General features: G+C 41.9%; 16 protein-coding genes and 5 tRNA genes. 15 read left to right on the top strand and 6 right to left on the bottom strand.

Going from position 1 to position 17,072, the window contains the following annotated elements:
- Nucleotides 1-8: 8 nt before the first annotated feature.
- From ACWIUD_RS11375 to ACWIUD_RS11355, 5 genes are read left to right on the top strand one after another with little or no spacing between them, the layout of a single operon-like run.
- Entirely contained in the window at nucleotides 9-2,540 is a 2,532-nt protein-coding gene (locus ACWIUD_RS11375) for a tetratricopeptide repeat protein (protein WP_454149186.1), read from the top strand.
- Nucleotides 2,537-3,544 carry a hypothetical protein gene (locus ACWIUD_RS11370; RefSeq protein ID WP_454149184.1) on the top strand — a complete coding sequence of 336 codons (1,008 nt, stop codon included), beginning with the start codon at nucleotides 2,537-2,539 and terminating at the stop codon, nucleotides 3,542-3,544. The genes ACWIUD_RS11375 and ACWIUD_RS11370 overlap by 4 nt, the downstream gene beginning before the upstream one ends.
- The gene (locus ACWIUD_RS11365) at nucleotides 3,541-5,586 is read left to right on the top strand and encodes an ATP-dependent helicase (protein WP_454149182.1); all 2,046 of its coding nucleotides are present in this window, start codon (nucleotides 3,541-3,543) and stop codon (nucleotides 5,584-5,586) included. The genes ACWIUD_RS11370 and ACWIUD_RS11365 overlap by 4 nt, the downstream gene beginning before the upstream one ends.
- Before the next feature lie 3 nt (nucleotides 5,587-5,589).
- Nucleotides 5,590-6,375 (top strand): flagellar basal body P-ring formation chaperone FlgA, encoded by a 786-nt coding sequence (gene flgA, locus ACWIUD_RS11360; RefSeq protein WP_454149180.1) that lies wholly within the window; start codon nucleotides 5,590-5,592, stop codon nucleotides 6,373-6,375.
- Between the two features lie 2 nt (nucleotides 6,376-6,377).
- Nucleotides 6,378-6,521 (top strand): hypothetical protein, encoded by a 144-nt coding sequence (locus tag ACWIUD_RS11355; protein ID WP_454149179.1) that lies wholly within the window; start codon nucleotides 6,378-6,380, stop codon nucleotides 6,519-6,521.
- A gap of 99 nt (nucleotides 6,522-6,620) precedes the next feature.
- On the opposite strand, the gene ACWIUD_RS11350 is transcribed toward ACWIUD_RS11355, so the two are convergent.
- Complete coding sequence (locus ACWIUD_RS11350) at nucleotides 6,621-7,181, bottom strand: manganese efflux pump MntP (RefSeq protein ID WP_454149177.1); 561 nt, start codon at nucleotides 7,179-7,181, stop codon at nucleotides 6,621-6,623.
- Between the two features lie 2 nt (nucleotides 7,182-7,183).
- The gene (locus ACWIUD_RS11345; RefSeq protein ID WP_454149175.1) at nucleotides 7,184-8,632 is read right to left on the bottom strand and encodes an L-aspartate oxidase; all 1,449 of its coding nucleotides are present in this window, start codon (nucleotides 8,630-8,632) and stop codon (nucleotides 7,184-7,186) included.
- Nucleotides 8,633-8,675: 43 nt separating this feature from the next.
- Here ACWIUD_RS11345 and ACWIUD_RS11340 point away from each other — a divergent pair, with 43 nt between their 5' ends.
- Genes ACWIUD_RS11340 through uvrC form a run of 3 tightly spaced genes read left to right on the top strand, consistent with a single transcriptional unit; the run spans nucleotide 8,676 to nucleotide 11,192 of the window.
- Nucleotides 8,676-8,936 (top strand): hypothetical protein, encoded by a 261-nt coding sequence (locus ACWIUD_RS11340; protein ID WP_454134783.1) that lies wholly within the window; start codon nucleotides 8,676-8,678, stop codon nucleotides 8,934-8,936.
- Nucleotides 8,933-9,433, top strand: a complete 501-nt coding sequence (locus ACWIUD_RS11335; protein ID WP_454149173.1) for a hypothetical protein — start codon at nucleotides 8,933-8,935, stop codon at nucleotides 9,431-9,433. Before ACWIUD_RS11340 ends, ACWIUD_RS11335 begins: the two co-directional genes overlap by 4 nt.
- Nucleotides 9,411-11,192: an excinuclease ABC subunit UvrC gene (gene uvrC / locus ACWIUD_RS11330; protein ID WP_454149171.1), complete on the top strand. Its 1,782-nt coding sequence runs from the start codon at nucleotides 9,411-9,413 to the stop codon at nucleotides 11,190-11,192. The genes ACWIUD_RS11335 and uvrC overlap by 23 nt, the downstream gene beginning before the upstream one ends.
- On the opposite strand, the gene ACWIUD_RS11325 is transcribed toward uvrC, so the two are convergent.
- Entirely contained in the window at nucleotides 11,175-11,489 is a 315-nt protein-coding gene (locus tag ACWIUD_RS11325; RefSeq protein WP_454149169.1) for an SMR family transporter, read from the bottom strand. The two genes, uvrC and ACWIUD_RS11325, sit on opposite strands and share 18 nt — an antisense overlap.
- 13 nt (nucleotides 11,490-11,502) lie before the next feature.
- Entirely contained in the window at nucleotides 11,503-12,000 is a 498-nt protein-coding gene (locus ACWIUD_RS11320; RefSeq protein ID WP_454149167.1) for a DMT family transporter, read from the bottom strand.
- 266 nt (nucleotides 12,001-12,266) lie between these two features.
- On the opposite strand from ACWIUD_RS11320, the gene ACWIUD_RS11315 reads away from it, so the two are divergent.
- The 6 genes from ACWIUD_RS11315 (at nucleotide 12,267) to ACWIUD_RS11290 (ending at nucleotide 13,860) form a co-directional block, all read left to right on the top strand.
- A tRNA-Lys gene (locus tag ACWIUD_RS11315) sits at nucleotides 12,267-12,342 on the top strand.
- A 15-nt stretch (nucleotides 12,343-12,357) separates the two neighbouring features.
- A tRNA-Glu gene (locus ACWIUD_RS11310) sits at nucleotides 12,358-12,432 on the top strand.
- Nucleotides 12,433-12,460: 28 nt separating this feature from the next.
- Nucleotides 12,461-12,536, top strand: a tRNA-Val gene (locus tag ACWIUD_RS11305).
- A gap of 1 nt (nucleotide 12,537) precedes the next feature.
- Nucleotides 12,538-12,614: transfer RNA gene (locus tag ACWIUD_RS11300), tRNA-Asp, on the top strand.
- Between the two features lie 33 nt (nucleotides 12,615-12,647).
- Nucleotides 12,648-12,723: transfer RNA gene (locus ACWIUD_RS11295), tRNA-Glu, on the top strand.
- A gap of 279 nt (nucleotides 12,724-13,002) precedes the next feature.
- Complete coding sequence (locus ACWIUD_RS11290; protein WP_454149165.1) at nucleotides 13,003-13,860, top strand: DUF5718 family protein; 858 nt, start codon at nucleotides 13,003-13,005, stop codon at nucleotides 13,858-13,860.
- Between the two features lie 43 nt (nucleotides 13,861-13,903).
- Here ACWIUD_RS11290 and ACWIUD_RS11285 read toward each other — a convergent pair whose 3' ends face one another.
- Entirely contained in the window at nucleotides 13,904-16,285 is a 2,382-nt protein-coding gene (locus ACWIUD_RS11285; protein ID WP_454149163.1) for a hypothetical protein, read from the bottom strand.
- Nucleotides 16,286-16,392: 107 nt separating this feature from the next.
- On the opposite strand from ACWIUD_RS11285, the gene ACWIUD_RS11280 reads away from it, so the two are divergent.
- Nucleotides 16,393-16,554, top strand: coding sequence for a hypothetical protein (locus ACWIUD_RS11280; protein WP_454149161.1), 162 nt, complete (start codon nucleotides 16,393-16,395; stop codon nucleotides 16,552-16,554).
- A gap of 181 nt (nucleotides 16,555-16,735) precedes the next feature.
- On the opposite strand, the gene ACWIUD_RS11275 is transcribed toward ACWIUD_RS11280, so the two are convergent.
- A complete protein-coding gene (locus ACWIUD_RS11275; protein WP_454149159.1) occupies nucleotides 16,736-16,864 on the bottom strand; it encodes a hypothetical protein in 129 nt (42 codons plus the stop codon).
- Between the last annotated feature and the right edge of the window lie 208 nt (nucleotides 16,865-17,072).

The raw sequence follows: 17,072 nt of genomic DNA, 5'->3' as shown, positions 1-17,072 counted from the left end.
TTCACACAATGCCAAAGCAACAAAACACGCAAAATTCGCAAGATTCAGCGCAAAATCCACAAAACTCACGCGATTCGCAGAATCTAACAAATCCGCAAGATTTAGCAAATAAAGATTCAGCGAATAAATCCGCAAAAGATTCTGCGTTTGCGCAAAAATTAGAGTTGATAAAGGGGCGATTTATCTTTGTAGGTGGCGAAGTGCGCGGGATTTTGGGTAATGCAGTGCAAAAGCTCTCCGCTGCAATCGCAAAGATAAAGTCGCTAAATAAAAATATTTTGTATGCCGCAAGTGCGACTCTTGCGCTGTTTGTGGTATTTGTCATTGTGCTTATTGCGTTTTTAAATAAAGAAGAGCCGCTCCCCACCATCTATGCGCCAAAGTCCGCGCCTACGCAGGGGACGCTGAAATCTACCGCTTTGCAAAAAAGTGGCGAAGTGCAGAGTTTGTTGCAAAAGGCGGCATTGCTTTATGAAAGCGGGCAGGTGGCTGAGGCGTTAGATATTTACAAAAATATTTCGACTTTTTCGCAGAGCTTTGCGAACTTTAATTTAGGCGTGGCGAAGCTAAAAGAGCGAAATTTAAATGACGCGCTAAATGCCTTTGATGGGGCGATTCAAAGTGGAGAAAATATCGCAGCTGCCGCGATAAATGCCGCAAATATCGCTTATCAAAAAAGCGATTTGAAAAAATATCATTATTATGTGAATCTCGCGCAAGGGACGCTCGTTGAGTGGGCAAATAAACCGCTTTATAGTTATCTTTATAGTTTGGTAAATTTCTATGATGAAAATTATTTTGCCACGCTTTCATCGCTAAATAATCCCACTTCGCAATTTTATAACGCAGAATCTGCCCTTCTTATCGCAAAAATCTACCTAAATTTTGGCGATGAATATAACGCGTTAAAAAAATTACTAGAAGTCCCAAATATCGATAATCGCTTTAATATCGGGCTTTTATACGCTAGAATGGGCGAGTTTGACTTGGCAAGCGAGCAAATTAGTAGTTATTTGAAAGATTACAACACGCAGAAGGCAAATATGGCACTCGCACTGATTGAGTTAAAGCGGGGTAATTACACGCAGAGCGCGGAGATTTACAATGCGCTTTTAGAGAAAAATAGCACAAAAGATTTGGCGAAAATCTATCCCATAAAAGTTAAAATCAGCGAGACGCTTTTAGATGTGAGCGTGGCGCAAAGGACTTTTTGGGAGCGCAATGCAAGCTCGCAAATGGCGATGCTTTGGCATTATAAGATTTTGTTTTATTTCGCGCCGTTTCGGGTGTTTGATGCAGATTCTGCGATTGCGATGATAAATGAGGGCGGAGTAGAGCTGAAAATGGATAATTTGGTAAGTGCAAGTGCGAAATTTGCGCAAGGTGCGATGAAAGCAAATATCGATAAGCAAATCACGCAGGGATTAAGGGCGATTTTGCAAAATAATCTTTTTGATGGCAAAAAAATACTTCTAGATTCAGCGCAAAAGTATCCAAACCACCCCATTTTGCAATATAATTTGGGGCTAATTTATGCGCAGTTAAATGACTTTGAAGGCGCAAGACGGCACTTTTTAAAGGCGTATCATTTGGATAACAATGATATTTTAAGCGGGATTTTCGCGCTAATGTGCGCTCAACTCACGCAAACTAACAGCACGCGAATCGCAAATGACATCAGCGCAAACTTTGAAGAAATGCACTTTGAAACGCCTGCAAATGAGGCATTCTACCGCTCACTTTTTGGATATACAAATGGCAATATTGTGGATAATTTCGCAGAATCTAGCGTAGATTCGCCACTAGCAGTCGCGCTAAAAGCATTATACGCGCTTGGGACGCGAGATAGCGAGACGATAAAAAACGCGTTTGCCACCTTGCAAAAGCGCACAAATGATGACATCGTAGCGCAGATTTTATCGCACCTTGTGGCACATTATGGCAAAAATATCAAAAAGCATTCGATTGATTTATTTGACTTTGTGAAAAATATTACGCATTTAGAGCAAGTGCTTGGCGGGGCGAATTTCGCGCGGGAGATTTATGTGTATAGCGCGTTTTTAGCGGGGGCGAGTAGTTATGTCGATAAGATTTTAAATGATAGATTGCTAAATGAAAGTGGCGGATTTAGCGGGATTTTACAGGCACTAGCGTTAAATGCGATTTATTTGCAGGACTTTGAGCGGGCGTTTGCCTACTACAACGAGCTAATTGACGCGTATAAAGTGCAAAATAGCGAGATTTATTTTTATGCGGCGGTTTCTGCGATTGGCGCGGGAAATTATGATAATGCGGTGGCGTTGATTCAACTCGCGCGAATGGATAATGGGGCGAATTTTGAAGCGAGATATGCGCTAGGATTGCTCCATCAAGCGATGGGAAATTTGAATTTGGCTTCAATGCAGTTTGGCGCGATAAATGCGAGTGGATTTAAGTCGGACTTTTTTGACTTTGAGATTGATAGCAGTGAAATTTTGGGCGTAGATTCTGCGACTCGTGCAAAAACCGCAGAATCTAATGTGAAAAAGGCGAGTAGATGAGTGAAATATTGCTATTAGATTCTGCGATAATCGCAGAATCTACCCACCCCCTAACCCCCTCCGCAAGGGAGGGGGGATTTTTGGATTTAGACTCCGCAAGTGAGTGGGGAATAGAAAAAGCCCCTCCCCTTGCGGGAGGGGTTTGGGGTGGGGTATTCTCCACAAGAGTGGGGGGACAAATATTAGATTCTGCGAATCGCAGAATCTCGCATAAAATCGCAGAATTTACCCCCACTTCGTCATTGCGAGGCAGTGGCGAAGCCACAACGAAGCAATTCGCAGAATTTGTGAGCGAAGCGAAACAACCATCCACAATAAAAATAAATCCGTGCGAAGCACCCTTAAACTCGCCCGCTTCGTGGTGCAAAAAATCGGATTCAAGGTTGCAGAAGTGCAACCGCCGATTTTTTGCTAGAAGCAGAGATTGCGAGGCTCTCCCCCTAAAAGCGAAAAAGCGGAGCTTTTTGGCGCGTAGGGGGAGCGGGGAGGGGGGTGCAGCCCTTTTTGCGAAAGAAACAAACGAATCTAATTCAAAAAATAGCGTAGATTCTGCGAAAAACACAAAAAACGCAGAATCTAACACAGAATCGCAGAATCTAAATAAAGATTCTTCGCTCGTTTCACACGCTCAGAATGACAATTTTTTTGTGGATTGCCACGATTTGCCTTTGGCAAATCTCGCAATGACGAAAACAATACAAAAAACCGCAGAATCTAAAATAAAAAACACCCACCCCCTAACCCCCTCCGCAAGGGAGGGGGGATTTTTGGAGTTATTCTCCGCAAGAGTGGGGGGACAAATATTAGATTCTGCGAATCGCAGAATCTCGCATAAATTCGCAGAATCTAATTCGCAAAACAAACAATCGAAGGAATTGCGGTGTTGCTTTGGATTATTTTTGCGTGAAACAAGCGAAATAGGACTTGGGCGTCCATTGAGCGCAGTTTTATGCAAAAATAATTCAAATGAATACCCAAGACCAAATTGCGGGGCAAAACAATGACTGACATTTTAAACTCCCTAAACCCCGAGCAATGCGAAGCTGTCCGTCAAATCGATGGCGCGTTGCTAATTTTGGCAGGGGCAGGGAGCGGAAAAACAAAAACGCTCACCACGCGCCTAGCGTATTTGATTGATGAAGTAGGAATCCCATCAAGCGCGACTTTGACGCTCACTTTCACAAACAAAGCGGCTCTCGAGATGCGCACTCGTGCGCTAAATCTCATAAAGCGCGTTGATTGTGCGCCCCCTTTGCTTTGCACTTTTCATAAATTTGGGCTTTTGTTTTTAAAGCTACACATTCACTTGCTAGGGCGCAAGGCGAATTTTATTTTGTTAGATAATGACGATAGGAAGCGAATCTTGCGGGGTTTTAAGTCAAATGTCTCTTTAAGTCTTTTGGGTGCGGAAATTTCGCGCTATAAAAATCTGCTTTTAAGCCCCGCCGAAGTAATGAAGGGCGCAAAAGATAGCACTTTTAAAGAAATCGCAAAGATTTATGGCGCATACAACGCGCTTTTGTTAGAAAATAATATGGTTGATTTTGATGATTTGTTGCTTTTAACTTTTGAGATTTTAGATAAAAACCCCACGCTTTGCGATGAAATCAGCCAAAAATATCAATACATTATGGTTGATGAATACCAAGATACGAATGAATTGCAGTATAAATTGCTAAAAAAACTCTGCGCTACGCACAATAATATCTGCGTGGTGGGCGATGATGACCAAAGCATTTATGGATGGCGGGGGGCAAAAATTCAAAATATTTTGGATTTTAGCGAGAATTTTAAGGGCGCAAAGATTATTAGATTGGAGAAAAATTATCGCTCTACACGGGAGATTTTGGAGGTTGCAAATCGCCTAATCGCCTTTAATACGAAACGATTAGGCAAAGAGTTGCAAAGCACAAAGGGCAGTGGCAAAGAAGTCGCGTTACTTGAAAGTATCGATGAGCGAATCGAATCTACGCAAATCGCCGAGCATATAAAAAAGTTACTAAATTCAGGTGTGAATCCAAATGAAATCGCCATTTTATTTCGCCTAAATGCTTTAAGCCGTAGCATTGAAGATGGGCTAAATAAGGCAAATATCCCTTATAAACTCATCGGCACTACGCGCTTTTATGAACGCGCTGAGATTAAGGATATTTTGAGTTATTTTCGCCTTGTGGTGAATCCAAACGATGATTTTTCGCTTTTGCGAATCATAAATCGCCCCAAAAGAGGCATCGGCAAAATTTCGCAAGATAAATTAGAGGCTTTTGCCAAAAGTAAGGGCATTTCGATTTTTGAGGCGGTGATAAATCTAAAAAGTGAAATCCCATTACCACAAAAGCATATCGATGCGATTTGTGGGATTTTTTCGCTTTTGGATTTGTTGCGTGAGAAATTAGCTGATTCGACAATGGGCTTTTTGGATTTGTTTAAGGATAGAATCAATATTTTGGATTCATTTGACAAAAGCCAAGATGAGATTGATAGAGAGGCAAATATTGACGAGCTGTATGGGAGTTTCCGTGATTTTGTGGTGCAAAATCCAGAGGCAACGCTAGAGGATTTCTTAAACGACATTTCGCTTAGTAGCGATAGCGATGAGGTTTCGCAAAATTGCATTTTTTGTATGAGTGTGCATTCTAGCAAGGGGTTAGAATTTGAGCATTTGTTTGTGATAGGTTTGGAGGAAGGATTTTTTCCTATTATTAGTGAAAGCACAGACATTGAAGAAGAGCGAAGACTTGGCTATGTGGCGATTACAAGGGCAAAGAGTGAGCTAGTGATTTCATCTGTCAAATCGCGCTTTTACAAAGGCAAAAGGACGCAATTAGAAAAATCCCGCTTTTTGCGCGAATGTGGACTAGTGCAAGGTAGCGTGAAGTTTGATAAACAAAGCGTGGGCTTTAAGAAAAATGATTTGGTAGTGCATAAAATCTTTGGCACAGGGCGCGTAGAGGCGGTGAGCGAGAGCGGTGTGAATGCGAAGTTAAAAATAAATTTTGGCGGAATCGTGCGTGAAATTTTGTCAAATTTTGTGGTAAAGGTATAAATTATGAAGTTTATTTTGTGTGTGATTTTTATGGTGAGTGTGGCATTTGGTGCGGAGGATTCAAATGCAAATCCTAATGCGAATCCGCAAGATTTGGGTGCGAATCAAAATGCAAATCAAAGCGCAGATTCAAGCGAATCTAATGCAAATGATGCGCAAAATCCAGCCCTTATCAATGCCATAAAAAGCGCGGTTGAGAAACGATTTTTGGATTATTACAAAAAATACAATATCACCATCAACAACCTTGAAATCGCCCCCGTAATTGAGCGCAATTTGGCGAAATATCGCTTGGAAAAAATCATTTTTGATGATAGGGATTTGCGAAAGGATAGCGGGAATTTTGAAGTGCATATCCGCCACAATGAGCGCAAAAAGCGCGTGTTTTTCAACTTTCAAATTAACGCGATTATTGATAGTTTGAGCGCGGTTGGGAGTATCAAAAGTGGCGAAGTCATCGACAAAAACAACACTATGATTGCGCAAATCCCGCTTACTAAAAATTTGGCGTTGCCCGTGAGCGCGGAGATTTTGGGAGAATATGAAGCAAAGAGCTTTATTGCAGGGGGCGCAAGCATTGTGGCTAGTAAAATCACGCCCAAAATCATCGTGCGCAAGGGCGATATTTTAAGCGTGGCGTATAAAAATAGCGACATTAACATAACTTTTAGTGTCAAAGCAATGCAAGATGGCGCAAAAGGGCAAACTATCCGTGCAGAGAATACACAAAGCAACAGAGAACTAAATGTCATCATTTTAGATTCAAAAAGCGCGAAAATTGGAGAGTAGATTTGGTGGAATTGGCGAATTTGGCGCAAGCAAGATTGTTAGATTCTGCGAATTTGGCGCAAGATTCTGCGATTTACACAAAAATCGCAGAATCTATAAAAGAAATTCATCGCATTTGCCTTTTTAAAAATTTCGTGCGATTGTAGTGAAAAAATATTGAGATTCTGCGAATTTTGTGGGCGAGATTCTGCGAATCGCAGAAAATTTGCACAATCTATCTTTTATCCTTGTCGATAACTTTGTGATTACACATTCAAATGCTCCCACAATATTTTTGTGCCAAGCGCGATTAGCACGACACCGCCTAACAAAGCCGCTTTGTTACCCAAATATAGCCCGAAACGATTGCCGATTTTTAGCGCGATGATTGAAAAAATCGCCGTGATGACGCCGATAGCTGTGGCACAAAGGACAATGTTGCTACGCTCAATCGCTAGACTAACGCCCACCGCGAGTGCGTCAATGCTAGTGGCGATGGCAAGTGGGAGCATTGCGCGAACGCCAAACTCCGCGCTATTTGAATCGCAAGTCTGCGCTTCAAAGGATTCGCGTATCATTTTTGCGCCGATGAGTGAGAGTAGCCCAAATGCGATGAAATGGTCGATTGCCCCGATGAATCCGCCTATCGCCACGCCTAAAAAGTAGCCCAAAAGTGGCATTAACGCCTGAAATCCGCCAAAGTAAAGCCCTACGATTGCGCACTGCTTTGGCGTAACGCGCCGAACGCTAAAACCCTTGCAAAGGCTAACAGTAAAGGCGTCTGCGGCAAGCGCACACGACAACAAAATGACGCTAAAAATCCCCATTGCTAAATCGCATTTTCTGCCACGAAGTGTGCGCCTAAGCTCTCTTTGCGTTTTAATGCGGAGCTGACGATTTTTCGCGCTGTTAATAAGCGCAACTTTAATAATCGCCCTATATCGCCTAAAAGCATTACTTCAATCCCGCCAAGTGCCGAATCTAACCCGCTTTTTGTGCGCTTTATCCCCGCATTTTGCCACATAATCTCGCGCAACACGGCTTTATACTGCAAATCGCCATCCTTCTCCAAAATCTCACTATTTAGCGGAAAGTTCCGCGCACTCGTGCTTATATGCGAATCCAAAATATTTTTTGCAGCGATTTTACCAAAGACTAGCCCTTCTAAAAGCGAATTTGACGCAAGGCGATTTGCTCCGTGAAGTCCGTTGTTTGCACACTCGCCCACTGCGTAGAGATTTTGCATTCCGCACACTTTTGCGCTCAAATCACACGCGATTCCGCCCATAGAGTAGTGAAATGCGGGAGAAATGGGGATTTTGTCCTTTGGTATGTCTAACCCACACGCACTCAAAGCCCGATAAATATTTGGGAATCTGCGCTTAAATCCGTCCTTATCAAACGCACTCAAATCAATAAACGCGCTTTCATTATTTTTCGCACAATAATCAAAAATCCCCCGTGCCACGATGTCGCGCGGTGCAAGTTCGCCTCGTCTGTCATACTCAAACAAAAATCGCTTACCCTTGCTATCTACGACAATCCCGCCATCCCCGCGCACTGCTTCGCTTATGAGCTGTTTTCTAGCGTGATTTGTGGCGACAAAGACGGTTGGGTGAAATTGCAACATTTCCATATCGCGCAGTGGCAGATTGTGCTCCAAAATAATGCCGTGAATGTCGCTGCTAATGGTATGTGCGTTTGTGTGATATTTGAAAAGTCCGCCCACACCTCCACTTGCGATGACGACATTATCGGCGTATATGTTTAGGACGCCTTTTTTGGTATTCACGCACACGCCATAGACTTTGTCGTCCTCTATTAGCAAGTCGATGACTTGTGCGCCCTTCCAAAGCGTGTGTTTTAGGTTTTTGATAAGGTGTGTATGCAGGATTCGCCCCGTGCCATCGCCATTTGCGTGGATTATGCGCGAAATGCTATGTCCGCCCTCTTTGGCAAACATAATTTTCCCCTCACTATCCCTATCCACCGCAAATCCATCCGCTAAAAGCTCATCCAAAATCTCAATGCTTTGCTCACTTAAAGTCTGCACGGCGTTTAGATTATTGACATTGCTACCTGCATCAAGTGTATCGCGTATGTGAGAAGGCACATCGTCCTTGCCATTTGCGATAGTTATGCCACCTTGCGCGTAAAATGTATTGCACTCCCACGGCTCATCTTTGCATAGCAAAAGCGCGTTTAGGTTTTGCCCCAAGTGTTTGGCGCAGTAAAGTCCAGCGACACCAGCACCGATGATGATAACATCATATTTCATAATTAACCTCCATTTATTTGGCAATTTGTTCTGGGGTAATCATTTGCGTTGTTTTGGCACAAAATTTCGCTCGATGGACGCCCAAGTCCTATTTCGCTCATTTCGCGCCAAAACAACGCAAAGCACTACCGCCATTACTTCGATTGTTTTTTGTGCAAGATTCCCGCTTTTTTGTCATTCTGAGCGTAGCGAAGAATCCAAAACACGCGAATCTATGTCCAAATTTACGCTACTCCAATACGGATTCGCCTTATACCCGCACCCACTAAAAACCGCCACAAAAAATGCTATAATCACAAAATGAAAAATATTCAAAGCGTCATCTCCAATCTTAGGCACACGAGCCTAAAAAAACTAAATTCAAACGCAATTATAAACAAATTGCTTTTAACTTTGCCAAAATCTGTGCGCGATGGTGTCCTTTTTGCCACGCTAAAAGGCGAGACGCTTTTCATCGCTACACGCCACATTAGCCTGTGCGCCGAGATAAATAACTTTCGCGCAAATGATTTGCTAAATGCGATAAATTCTTTGCTAGATTCTGCGAATTTGGCGCAAAATAGCGATTTATCGCAGAATCTGGCACTTTTAAGTAAAATCAAAAAAATCAAAGCATACACGCCAAAAAATATTTTAGATTATACCCAAAATAAAAGCGAAAAATTTGAAGTTATACATTACAAAGAGCGCGCTCGTGGGGATTTTAGCGTGAATGAAAACTCGCCCCTAAAAGACATTTTTACAAATATCAAAAATTCAATAAAGAAAAATTTAGCAGATGAATCTAAAAGAGCAAATTAAATCCCTCCCGCATACAAGCGGAATCTATCAGTATTTTGATGACAAAAATCGCATTCTCTACATTGGCAAGGCAAAGGATTTGCATAAAAGGGTGCGCAGTTATTTTAATCTAAATGGCGAATCTCCCGCACCTGCCGCAAATGTAAGTCATCGAATTGCAACTATGATTCGCCAAATAACAAACTTGCAAATTATCCTAACACAAAGCGAGCAAGACGCCTTAATCTTAGAAAACTCCCTAATTAAGCAGCTTAAACCCAAATACAACATTCTACTTCGCGATGATAAGACTTATCCATACATTTTGATTGACAAAAACGCGCCGTTTGCAAGATTAGAAATCGTGCGAAAAATCACAAATGACAAAAATCATCTCTATTTTGGTCCGTATTCTAGCGGTTCGCGCGAGATTTTGAATGCGATTTATGAGATTTTGCCACTTGTGCAAAAAAAGTCCTGTTTGAGTGGCAAAAAAGCGTGTTTGTTTCATCAAATAGGGCGTTGTAGTGCGCCTTGCGAGGGTAAAATTTCACGCGAAAAATATGGCGAGATTGTCAAAAATGCAATAAATTTGCTTCAAAATCCAAGCAAAATCTTAAAAATTTTAGAGCAAAAAATGCAAAATTTTGCAAAAAATCTGCGCTTTGAGGATGCGAATCTTATAAAGATTCAATGCGAAAAAATCCGCCAAGTAGCCAAAATCAGCAGTATTGATTTGGCAAAACTTTATAATTGCGATATTTTTGTCATTGAAAGTAATGCGACAAAATCCGTGCTTGTGAAAATCTTTATGCGCGATGGGCGCGTGGTTTTTAGCGATAATATTTTCATAAATCACAACGAAAATGAAATAGATTTAGACTTTTTATACACGCAAAGTTTGCTAAATCACTATAAAAATAATGCGCCGCTACGCCTAGATTCAATCCTTTTACCTTGTGATTTAAGTGATGGGGCGATTTTGAGTGAATTTTTTAGGCAAAAATTTGGCAAAAATATAAGAATTTTGAACCCAAAAAGTGGTGAAAAGAAAAAATTGATAGATTTAGCAAAAAATAACGCCAAAAATCTACTTGCAAATAGCGAAAATTCAGCCGAATCGCGCATTTTAGAGGCAATCAAAAGTCTTTTTTCTTTGCAAAATGTGCCAAATCGAATCGAAGTTTTTGACACAAGCCACTTTCAAGGACAAAGCGCGGTGGGCGCAAAAATCACTTATGAAAACGGCGAATTTGTAAAAAGCGCATACAAACGCTACGCATTAAGTGGGAGTGATGAATACGCGCAAATGACAGAGCTACTCACACGCAGGGCGGGGAGTTTTGATGTGGATTTCGCGCCTGATTTGTGGCTGCTTGATGGTGGGAGTGCGCAGATTAAAATCGCGCAAGAGATTATGCAATCTTGTGGCGCAAATGTGGATATTTTAGGCATCGCAAAAGAAAAGATAAATCACAAAGCATATCGCGCAAAAGGCGGTGCGCGGGATATTTTGCGCTCTTTGGATTTAGAATTGCGCCTTGAAAAGAGCGATGAACGGCTTATGTTTTTGCAAAAACTGCGCGATGAGGCGCATAGATTTGCCATTAGTTTTCATCGAAAAAAAGGGCGCAAAGGCTTGACAAAATCCGCTATGAGTGGCAAATACACAGAAGCACAACTTAAAAAACTGCTAAATTACTTTGGCTCATTTCAATCCCTCCAAAACGCCGATGAGAATTTGATAAAATCTGTGCTGAAATCACGCAAAGTGCAGTAAATACACGGCGATTAGCACAAGCGCAATGCCGACAAATCCGATTGGCTTTAATCGCTGATTGAATAAAATCCACCCGCCACCCGCCGTGCCTAAAATGCCAATTGCGCCCCAGAGCGTGTATGCTACGGGTAGCTCCATACCAAAATCTAGTGCGAGTGCGAGTAGTAAAAACACGCTATCTACAAGAATGAGCGCCAAAATCCCCCACCAAATGCGCTTGAATCCATCTGATTTGACAAGTGCGAGATTGGCGAAAATATCTAAAATGCCAGAGATTACCACTAGAAAAAATGCCATTTTAAGTCCTAAATTACGGCAGATTCTGCGTTTTATAATTTTTGCGGATAGATTCAGCGGATTTTGTCAAACGATTCGCAGAATCTAGCGCAGAATTGCTTGTTTGATTCATAAAATCGCCATTTTGATTCGCAGAATCTATGGGCGATTTTGTCGCAGAAACTTCGTGCTTTTCGCCTAAAATAATGCAAATAATGCCAATAAATCCAAGTGCGATGCCAAAGCACTGCGCCGTGCTTAAATGCGGGTCAAAAAAGGCAAAGCTAACGAGCAAAACGCCAATCCCCCCTACGATTTCCCAAGTCGCATACGCCACGCCAACGGCGATTTGGCGCAATGTGAGCGACATTAAGAAATACGAGATATTCATAAGCACCACGAGTGCGACTTTGCCGATTGTGCCTTGTCCTGCGTTATCTAGGACTTTTAGGATGCTTAAAGCGCATATTTCAAGCGCGATGGCAGAGATTAGCATTATCCACGATGAAGCGCGAGAGTTTGAGTATTGCATTTTATTTCCTTATGTTTGCGAAAAGTGGGATTATATCATAAGATTTGCTAAAATGCGCTAGATTCTGCGATTTTGGGGTAGATTCTGCGTTATAAAATCAACTGCATCTATTAAAGTTCTCAATCCAAAATGTAGTTTGCGATATTCCTAAAAAATATTCTTAAAAACTCCCAAAATTTTGCGTAATTTTAGCTAAAATTTTATTGACAAAAAATTTTAAACTAACTATAATTTCGCCTTTGTTTTCAAAATCACTAAATTTGTGCGACCCGTTAGCTCAGCTGGTAGAGCAATTCCCTTTTAAGGAATGGGCCGTTGGTTCGAATCCAACACGGGTCACCATTTTAGCGTAATTCTGGCCCCTTCATCTAGCGGTTAGGATCCCACCCTTTCACGGTGGTTACAGGGGTTCGAGTCCCCTAGGGGTCACCAGAATTCGACTTGCAAGTAATAATCCAAAGGTCGCTTAGCTCAGTTGGTAGAGCGCTACCCTTACAAGGTAGATGTCATAAGTTCGAGTCTTATAGCGACCACCACGCAGCGGTAGTTCAGCTGGTTAGAATGCCGCCCTGTCACGGCGGAGGTCGCGGGTTCGAGCCCCGTCCGCTGCGCCACCTTCGTTTTTGCTTTTTACCATTTTTCTAGCAGACCCCTTCATCTAGCGGTCAAGGATACTGCTCTTTCACGGCAGAAACAGAAGTTCGAATCTTCTAGGGGTCGCCACCACGCTAAAAAATCGCCACCGAAGCAAAGGCAAATTCGCCACCGCAAACAAACTCCGCCACCAAAGCAAATCAAATCCGCCGTTGTTTTAGACTAATTTTCAAAAACACAGCATTTGTTACAAATTTGCACTTATTTATATTGCTAGTTTTGCCCTAAAATGCGCTAGATTCTGCGATTTTACATTTTTTTAATGAAAAAAATTATCATTTATAAGATTGCGTTTAAGATTTTTGCACTAAAATTTGCCTTTTATTTTTTAAAATTTAGGGGGCAGAAATGCACGATTTCAAGCGCGATTTAGGGCAGATGATAGGATTTGGATTGGCGGGTAATTTTGCTTATCATTTGGAGCAAGCAGGCGAGGCTAGCGACTTTGCTTCGCTTGTGGGCGAAGATGCCTCCGCGCCAAAGGGGATTTTCCCGTTTTTTGTGCCACACGCAAAGGATTATTTGGGGCGATTTTGCTTTGATAATAATGCGGTGATTTTACCGCCCGATTCTGCGCTAAATGTGCAAGCGGAGGCGGAAGTCGCGCTTTGCTGTGAGATTGAATATAGTGCGGATAAAAAACTCGTGCTTGGCGTTACACCTACGCATTTTATGGCGTTTAATGATGCCTCCGTGCGAAATGATAAGTCCGCCGCCAAACTCTCGCAAAAAAAGAATTTTTCGCTCGGCTCAAAGGGGTTTAGCGCGCGACAAATCGCAATCCCAAAGGGCGAATTTACGCGTGGCGGGATTTGCGATGATTATTCGCTGGTTTCATTTATCTGCACGGGCGGAGAATGCGAGATTTATGGCGAGTTAAGTAGCCTAGATTCGTATAGCTATTTTTACGAAAAACTTATTCGCTGGATTGTGGAGCGACTAAATTTTCAGGATAATTTTGGCGTTTTGGAGAGTTTGGCGGATGTCTTGAAAGTGGCGCAATATCCGCAAAAAGCAATCATCGCAATCGGTGCTACGCGCTATTTTGCGAGTAATGAAAAGCGATTTTTACGCAAGGGCGATGTGGTAAGCACGATTGTTTTTAATCACAAAAAATATAGTTTTGATTTTATTTGTAATCTCGTAAAGCGCGGAGATTCAGCGGATTTTGATGATATTTTGCTTTTAAGGCAAATGGTGATTTGAGATTCGCAGAATCTCGTGTGGAAAAATCAAAAAATCGCAAAATCTATTTATAAATCAAAATCGTTTCTAAAAATGCCACTTGCCTTTTTTCTGTGCTGATTTTGTCGCAAATCGCTAATTTGTCCTGTGGCAGGATTTTTAGCAACTCATCGCTTTTGCCAAATGACGCAATATAGCACTCCAAAGTCGCAAACCAATTTATCTCCGCGTGAGATTCTGCGGAGTTTGCGGTGGATTCTGCGAAATTAGAATTCACACGAGATTCTGCGAAATCTTTGCGAGATTCTGCGAAATCAACCCTAGATTCTGCAATTTTCGCCCTAGATTCTGCGATTTTCGCCCTAGATTCTGCGCCCAAATTTCGCTCAATCTCCCCCAAATACGCGATATTAAAAATCCCCTCGATTTTATTTTGCAGATACGAAATCTCAAAATACGCCTTCAAATCATCATAAACCGCCTTGCACTCGCCCTTACTAGCATTTAGCAAGGCGCACTCAAAAATATTATTTAGATGATTTTGCAGGGCGACAAACTCGTTCAAACCCTTTAAGGCGTGGTATTTTTGGATGTTTGCATAGATTTTTTGATACTCATTTTTTGCGTAAAAATCCAAAAATTCCACTTTCAGCAAAATGTCATTTTTCCGCGCCACCGCGCTATTTTTAAAGGGTAAAAACTGCGCCAAAACCTCCAATAAATCAAGCGCCTTTTGATTTGCGCCCTTCGCCTCTAACTCGTTTATTGTCGCTAAAATCTGCTCCCCAAAGGCAAGTGCCTTTTTGTAATTTATCGTGCTTTTGATTGCACTAAACGATTCTGCGAGTTTGAAAAACTCATCAAAATGCTTGTTTTTGAAAAGCGATTCTGCGTCTTTGAACTTCCGCGCGTTGCGTAGCAGGGCATTTACAGCGTCCTTTTTGGGCGCGACACTTTGCCACGCCTTTAAAATCTCTTGCGCTTTTTGCAAATCACTCGCATTTCCGCTTAAAAGAAGCTCTTTTGCGCCCTCAAATGCGTCATTGTAGAGATTTTCCAATCGCTCAAAATAGCTACTTTCCCTCAAATGCGGATTTTGCGCCACAATCTCATAGCAAGTTTTGTAATCTTTCGTATTTAACGCCTCATTTAGCTCTTTTATCGCGCCTAAATTCTGCGTTAGCGTATCAAAAGCGCATTTTTTATCATCATCCTCAAAAAATATTTTAAGCGTCTCAAATGCGCCTAAAAACGCTTCCTGCGTGGGATTTTCGCCCAAAATAATTTGTGCTTTTTTAAACTCATCAATCCATAGTTTATCTTTTAGTGCGATATATTTTTTAAGCGTTTTTAATGGCAGATTCTGCGAGGCGATTTGCTGTGCAAGGGCGAGATTCTGCGAATTTAGCGCGGAATCAAACTCCCCCTCAAATCTATTCAAATCAAAAATCTCCAAATTCCCACTAGCAAAGCCGATGTAGAGCTTCGCATCAATCACGCGCATACTCGCAATGCCCTCATAATCCATCGCAATGTCAAACGCACTCTTATTTTTCGCCAAATCCAAATAGCGCAGCTTCCCATCCCGCGCGCCAATGTAGGCGAAATTATCATCCTTTGTCATCCCCGCGCGCGTTAGCCAAGCATCGTAATTTTTCCGCAGGGCAAGGGATTTTTGCGTGATATCATAAATGCCACTCTCCCCATTTGCGCAAATAAAAAAGATTTTAGAATCATCATCAAAAAATGTCATATCCTCCGCCACTGCGCTTGTTTCAAACTCGCCGATGATAGTATTTGTCCCCATATCAAAAATGCAATTTACATTATCATACGAGCTATACACCACAAGATTCTGCGACTTTCCAAAGTGAATATTGCTGATATAATCCGCGCGCGGGGGCAAAATGGCGATGATATTAAAATGTGGCATTCCGTAAATAAACACCTTCCCATCCTCGCCACCGCTTACCATATATTTACCATTTTTGGCAAAGCGAATGTTGTAAATGTCCGCCTTGTGCCAAGAGAGCGTTTTTATGTGCGAAAGCGTGCCGTTATAAAGGTGCAAAATGTGGCAGTTTGGGGAGTGCGGCTCGCCAAGTGCGACATATCCATTCATCGAAAGGGCGCAGGACTTGCTAAACTGATGCTGTGCTTCGAAATCAAAAATCTTTTTGTTGAAGATAAATTCGCCATCTTGCAACTCATAAAGATTGTAGTTTGAGTCAAGGAAAATCACGCTCTTTGCGCTATTTTTCGCAGAATCTAATGTGGCGGGGTTTGGTGTTGCGGAATTTGATTTGGTGGAGTTTAATTTGGCGGTGCTTAAATTTGTGGAACTTAATTTTGCAGAATCTAATTTTGCCGAACTTAATGTTGCGGAGCTCGCGCCGATGGCGAGAATACTTGCATTTAGCTTGTAGCGAATGGGTTTTGGTAGCATTTGCAATCCTTAAAATTTCTCAGATTCTGCGATTTTAAAAATATAAATCGTTTGATTTTTCGCAGAATCTAATATTTTTTGGGGAATTCTTTAAGATTCTGCGAAATATGGGAGATTTAGCGAAAATCGCAGAATCTGCGTTTATTTTCAAAGCAAACTCGCAGAATCTAACGCAAAAAAGTCAAAAATCCGCAGAATTTGGCACAGAATCTTACACAACAACTTCGCAGAATCTGCGCTGTCTATTTTTCATCTCTTGCAGAGTTTGAAAAATTTACCCCTCCCTTGCGGAGGGGGATTTATGGGGTGGGTAATTTTCGCATTAGATTCTGCATTTGTTTTGTCATTGCGAGAAAATGCGTAGCATTTTCGTGGCAATCTATTTTTTTAATTTAGATTCTGCAATTTTTTTGTCATTCTGAGCGAACGCAGTGAGCGAAGAATCTCTTTTTAGATTCTGCAAAACGCAGATTCTGCGATATTTTCGCCATTTTTAGCATTCGATTCGCTTATTTCTTTTTCGCAAAAGGGCTGCACCCCCCCGCCCCGCTCCCCCCAATCATTTAATTGTGTTCCCAAAAAGCTGCCGCTTTTCGCTTTTAGGGGAGAGCCCAGCTTTCGCTTCTAGCAAAAAATCGGCGGTTGCACTACTGCAACCTTGCTCCCGATTTTTTGCACCACGAAGCGGGCGAGATTAAGGGTGCTTCGCACGGATTAGATTTTAATTGTGGATTGCCACGATTCTGCGTTCGCAGAATCTCGCAATGACGAAATATTAAAATAATTC

The organism is Helicobacter sp. 23-1044 (assembly GCF_053654695.1).
This window is presented reverse-complemented; position numbering and strand designations above follow the sequence as displayed.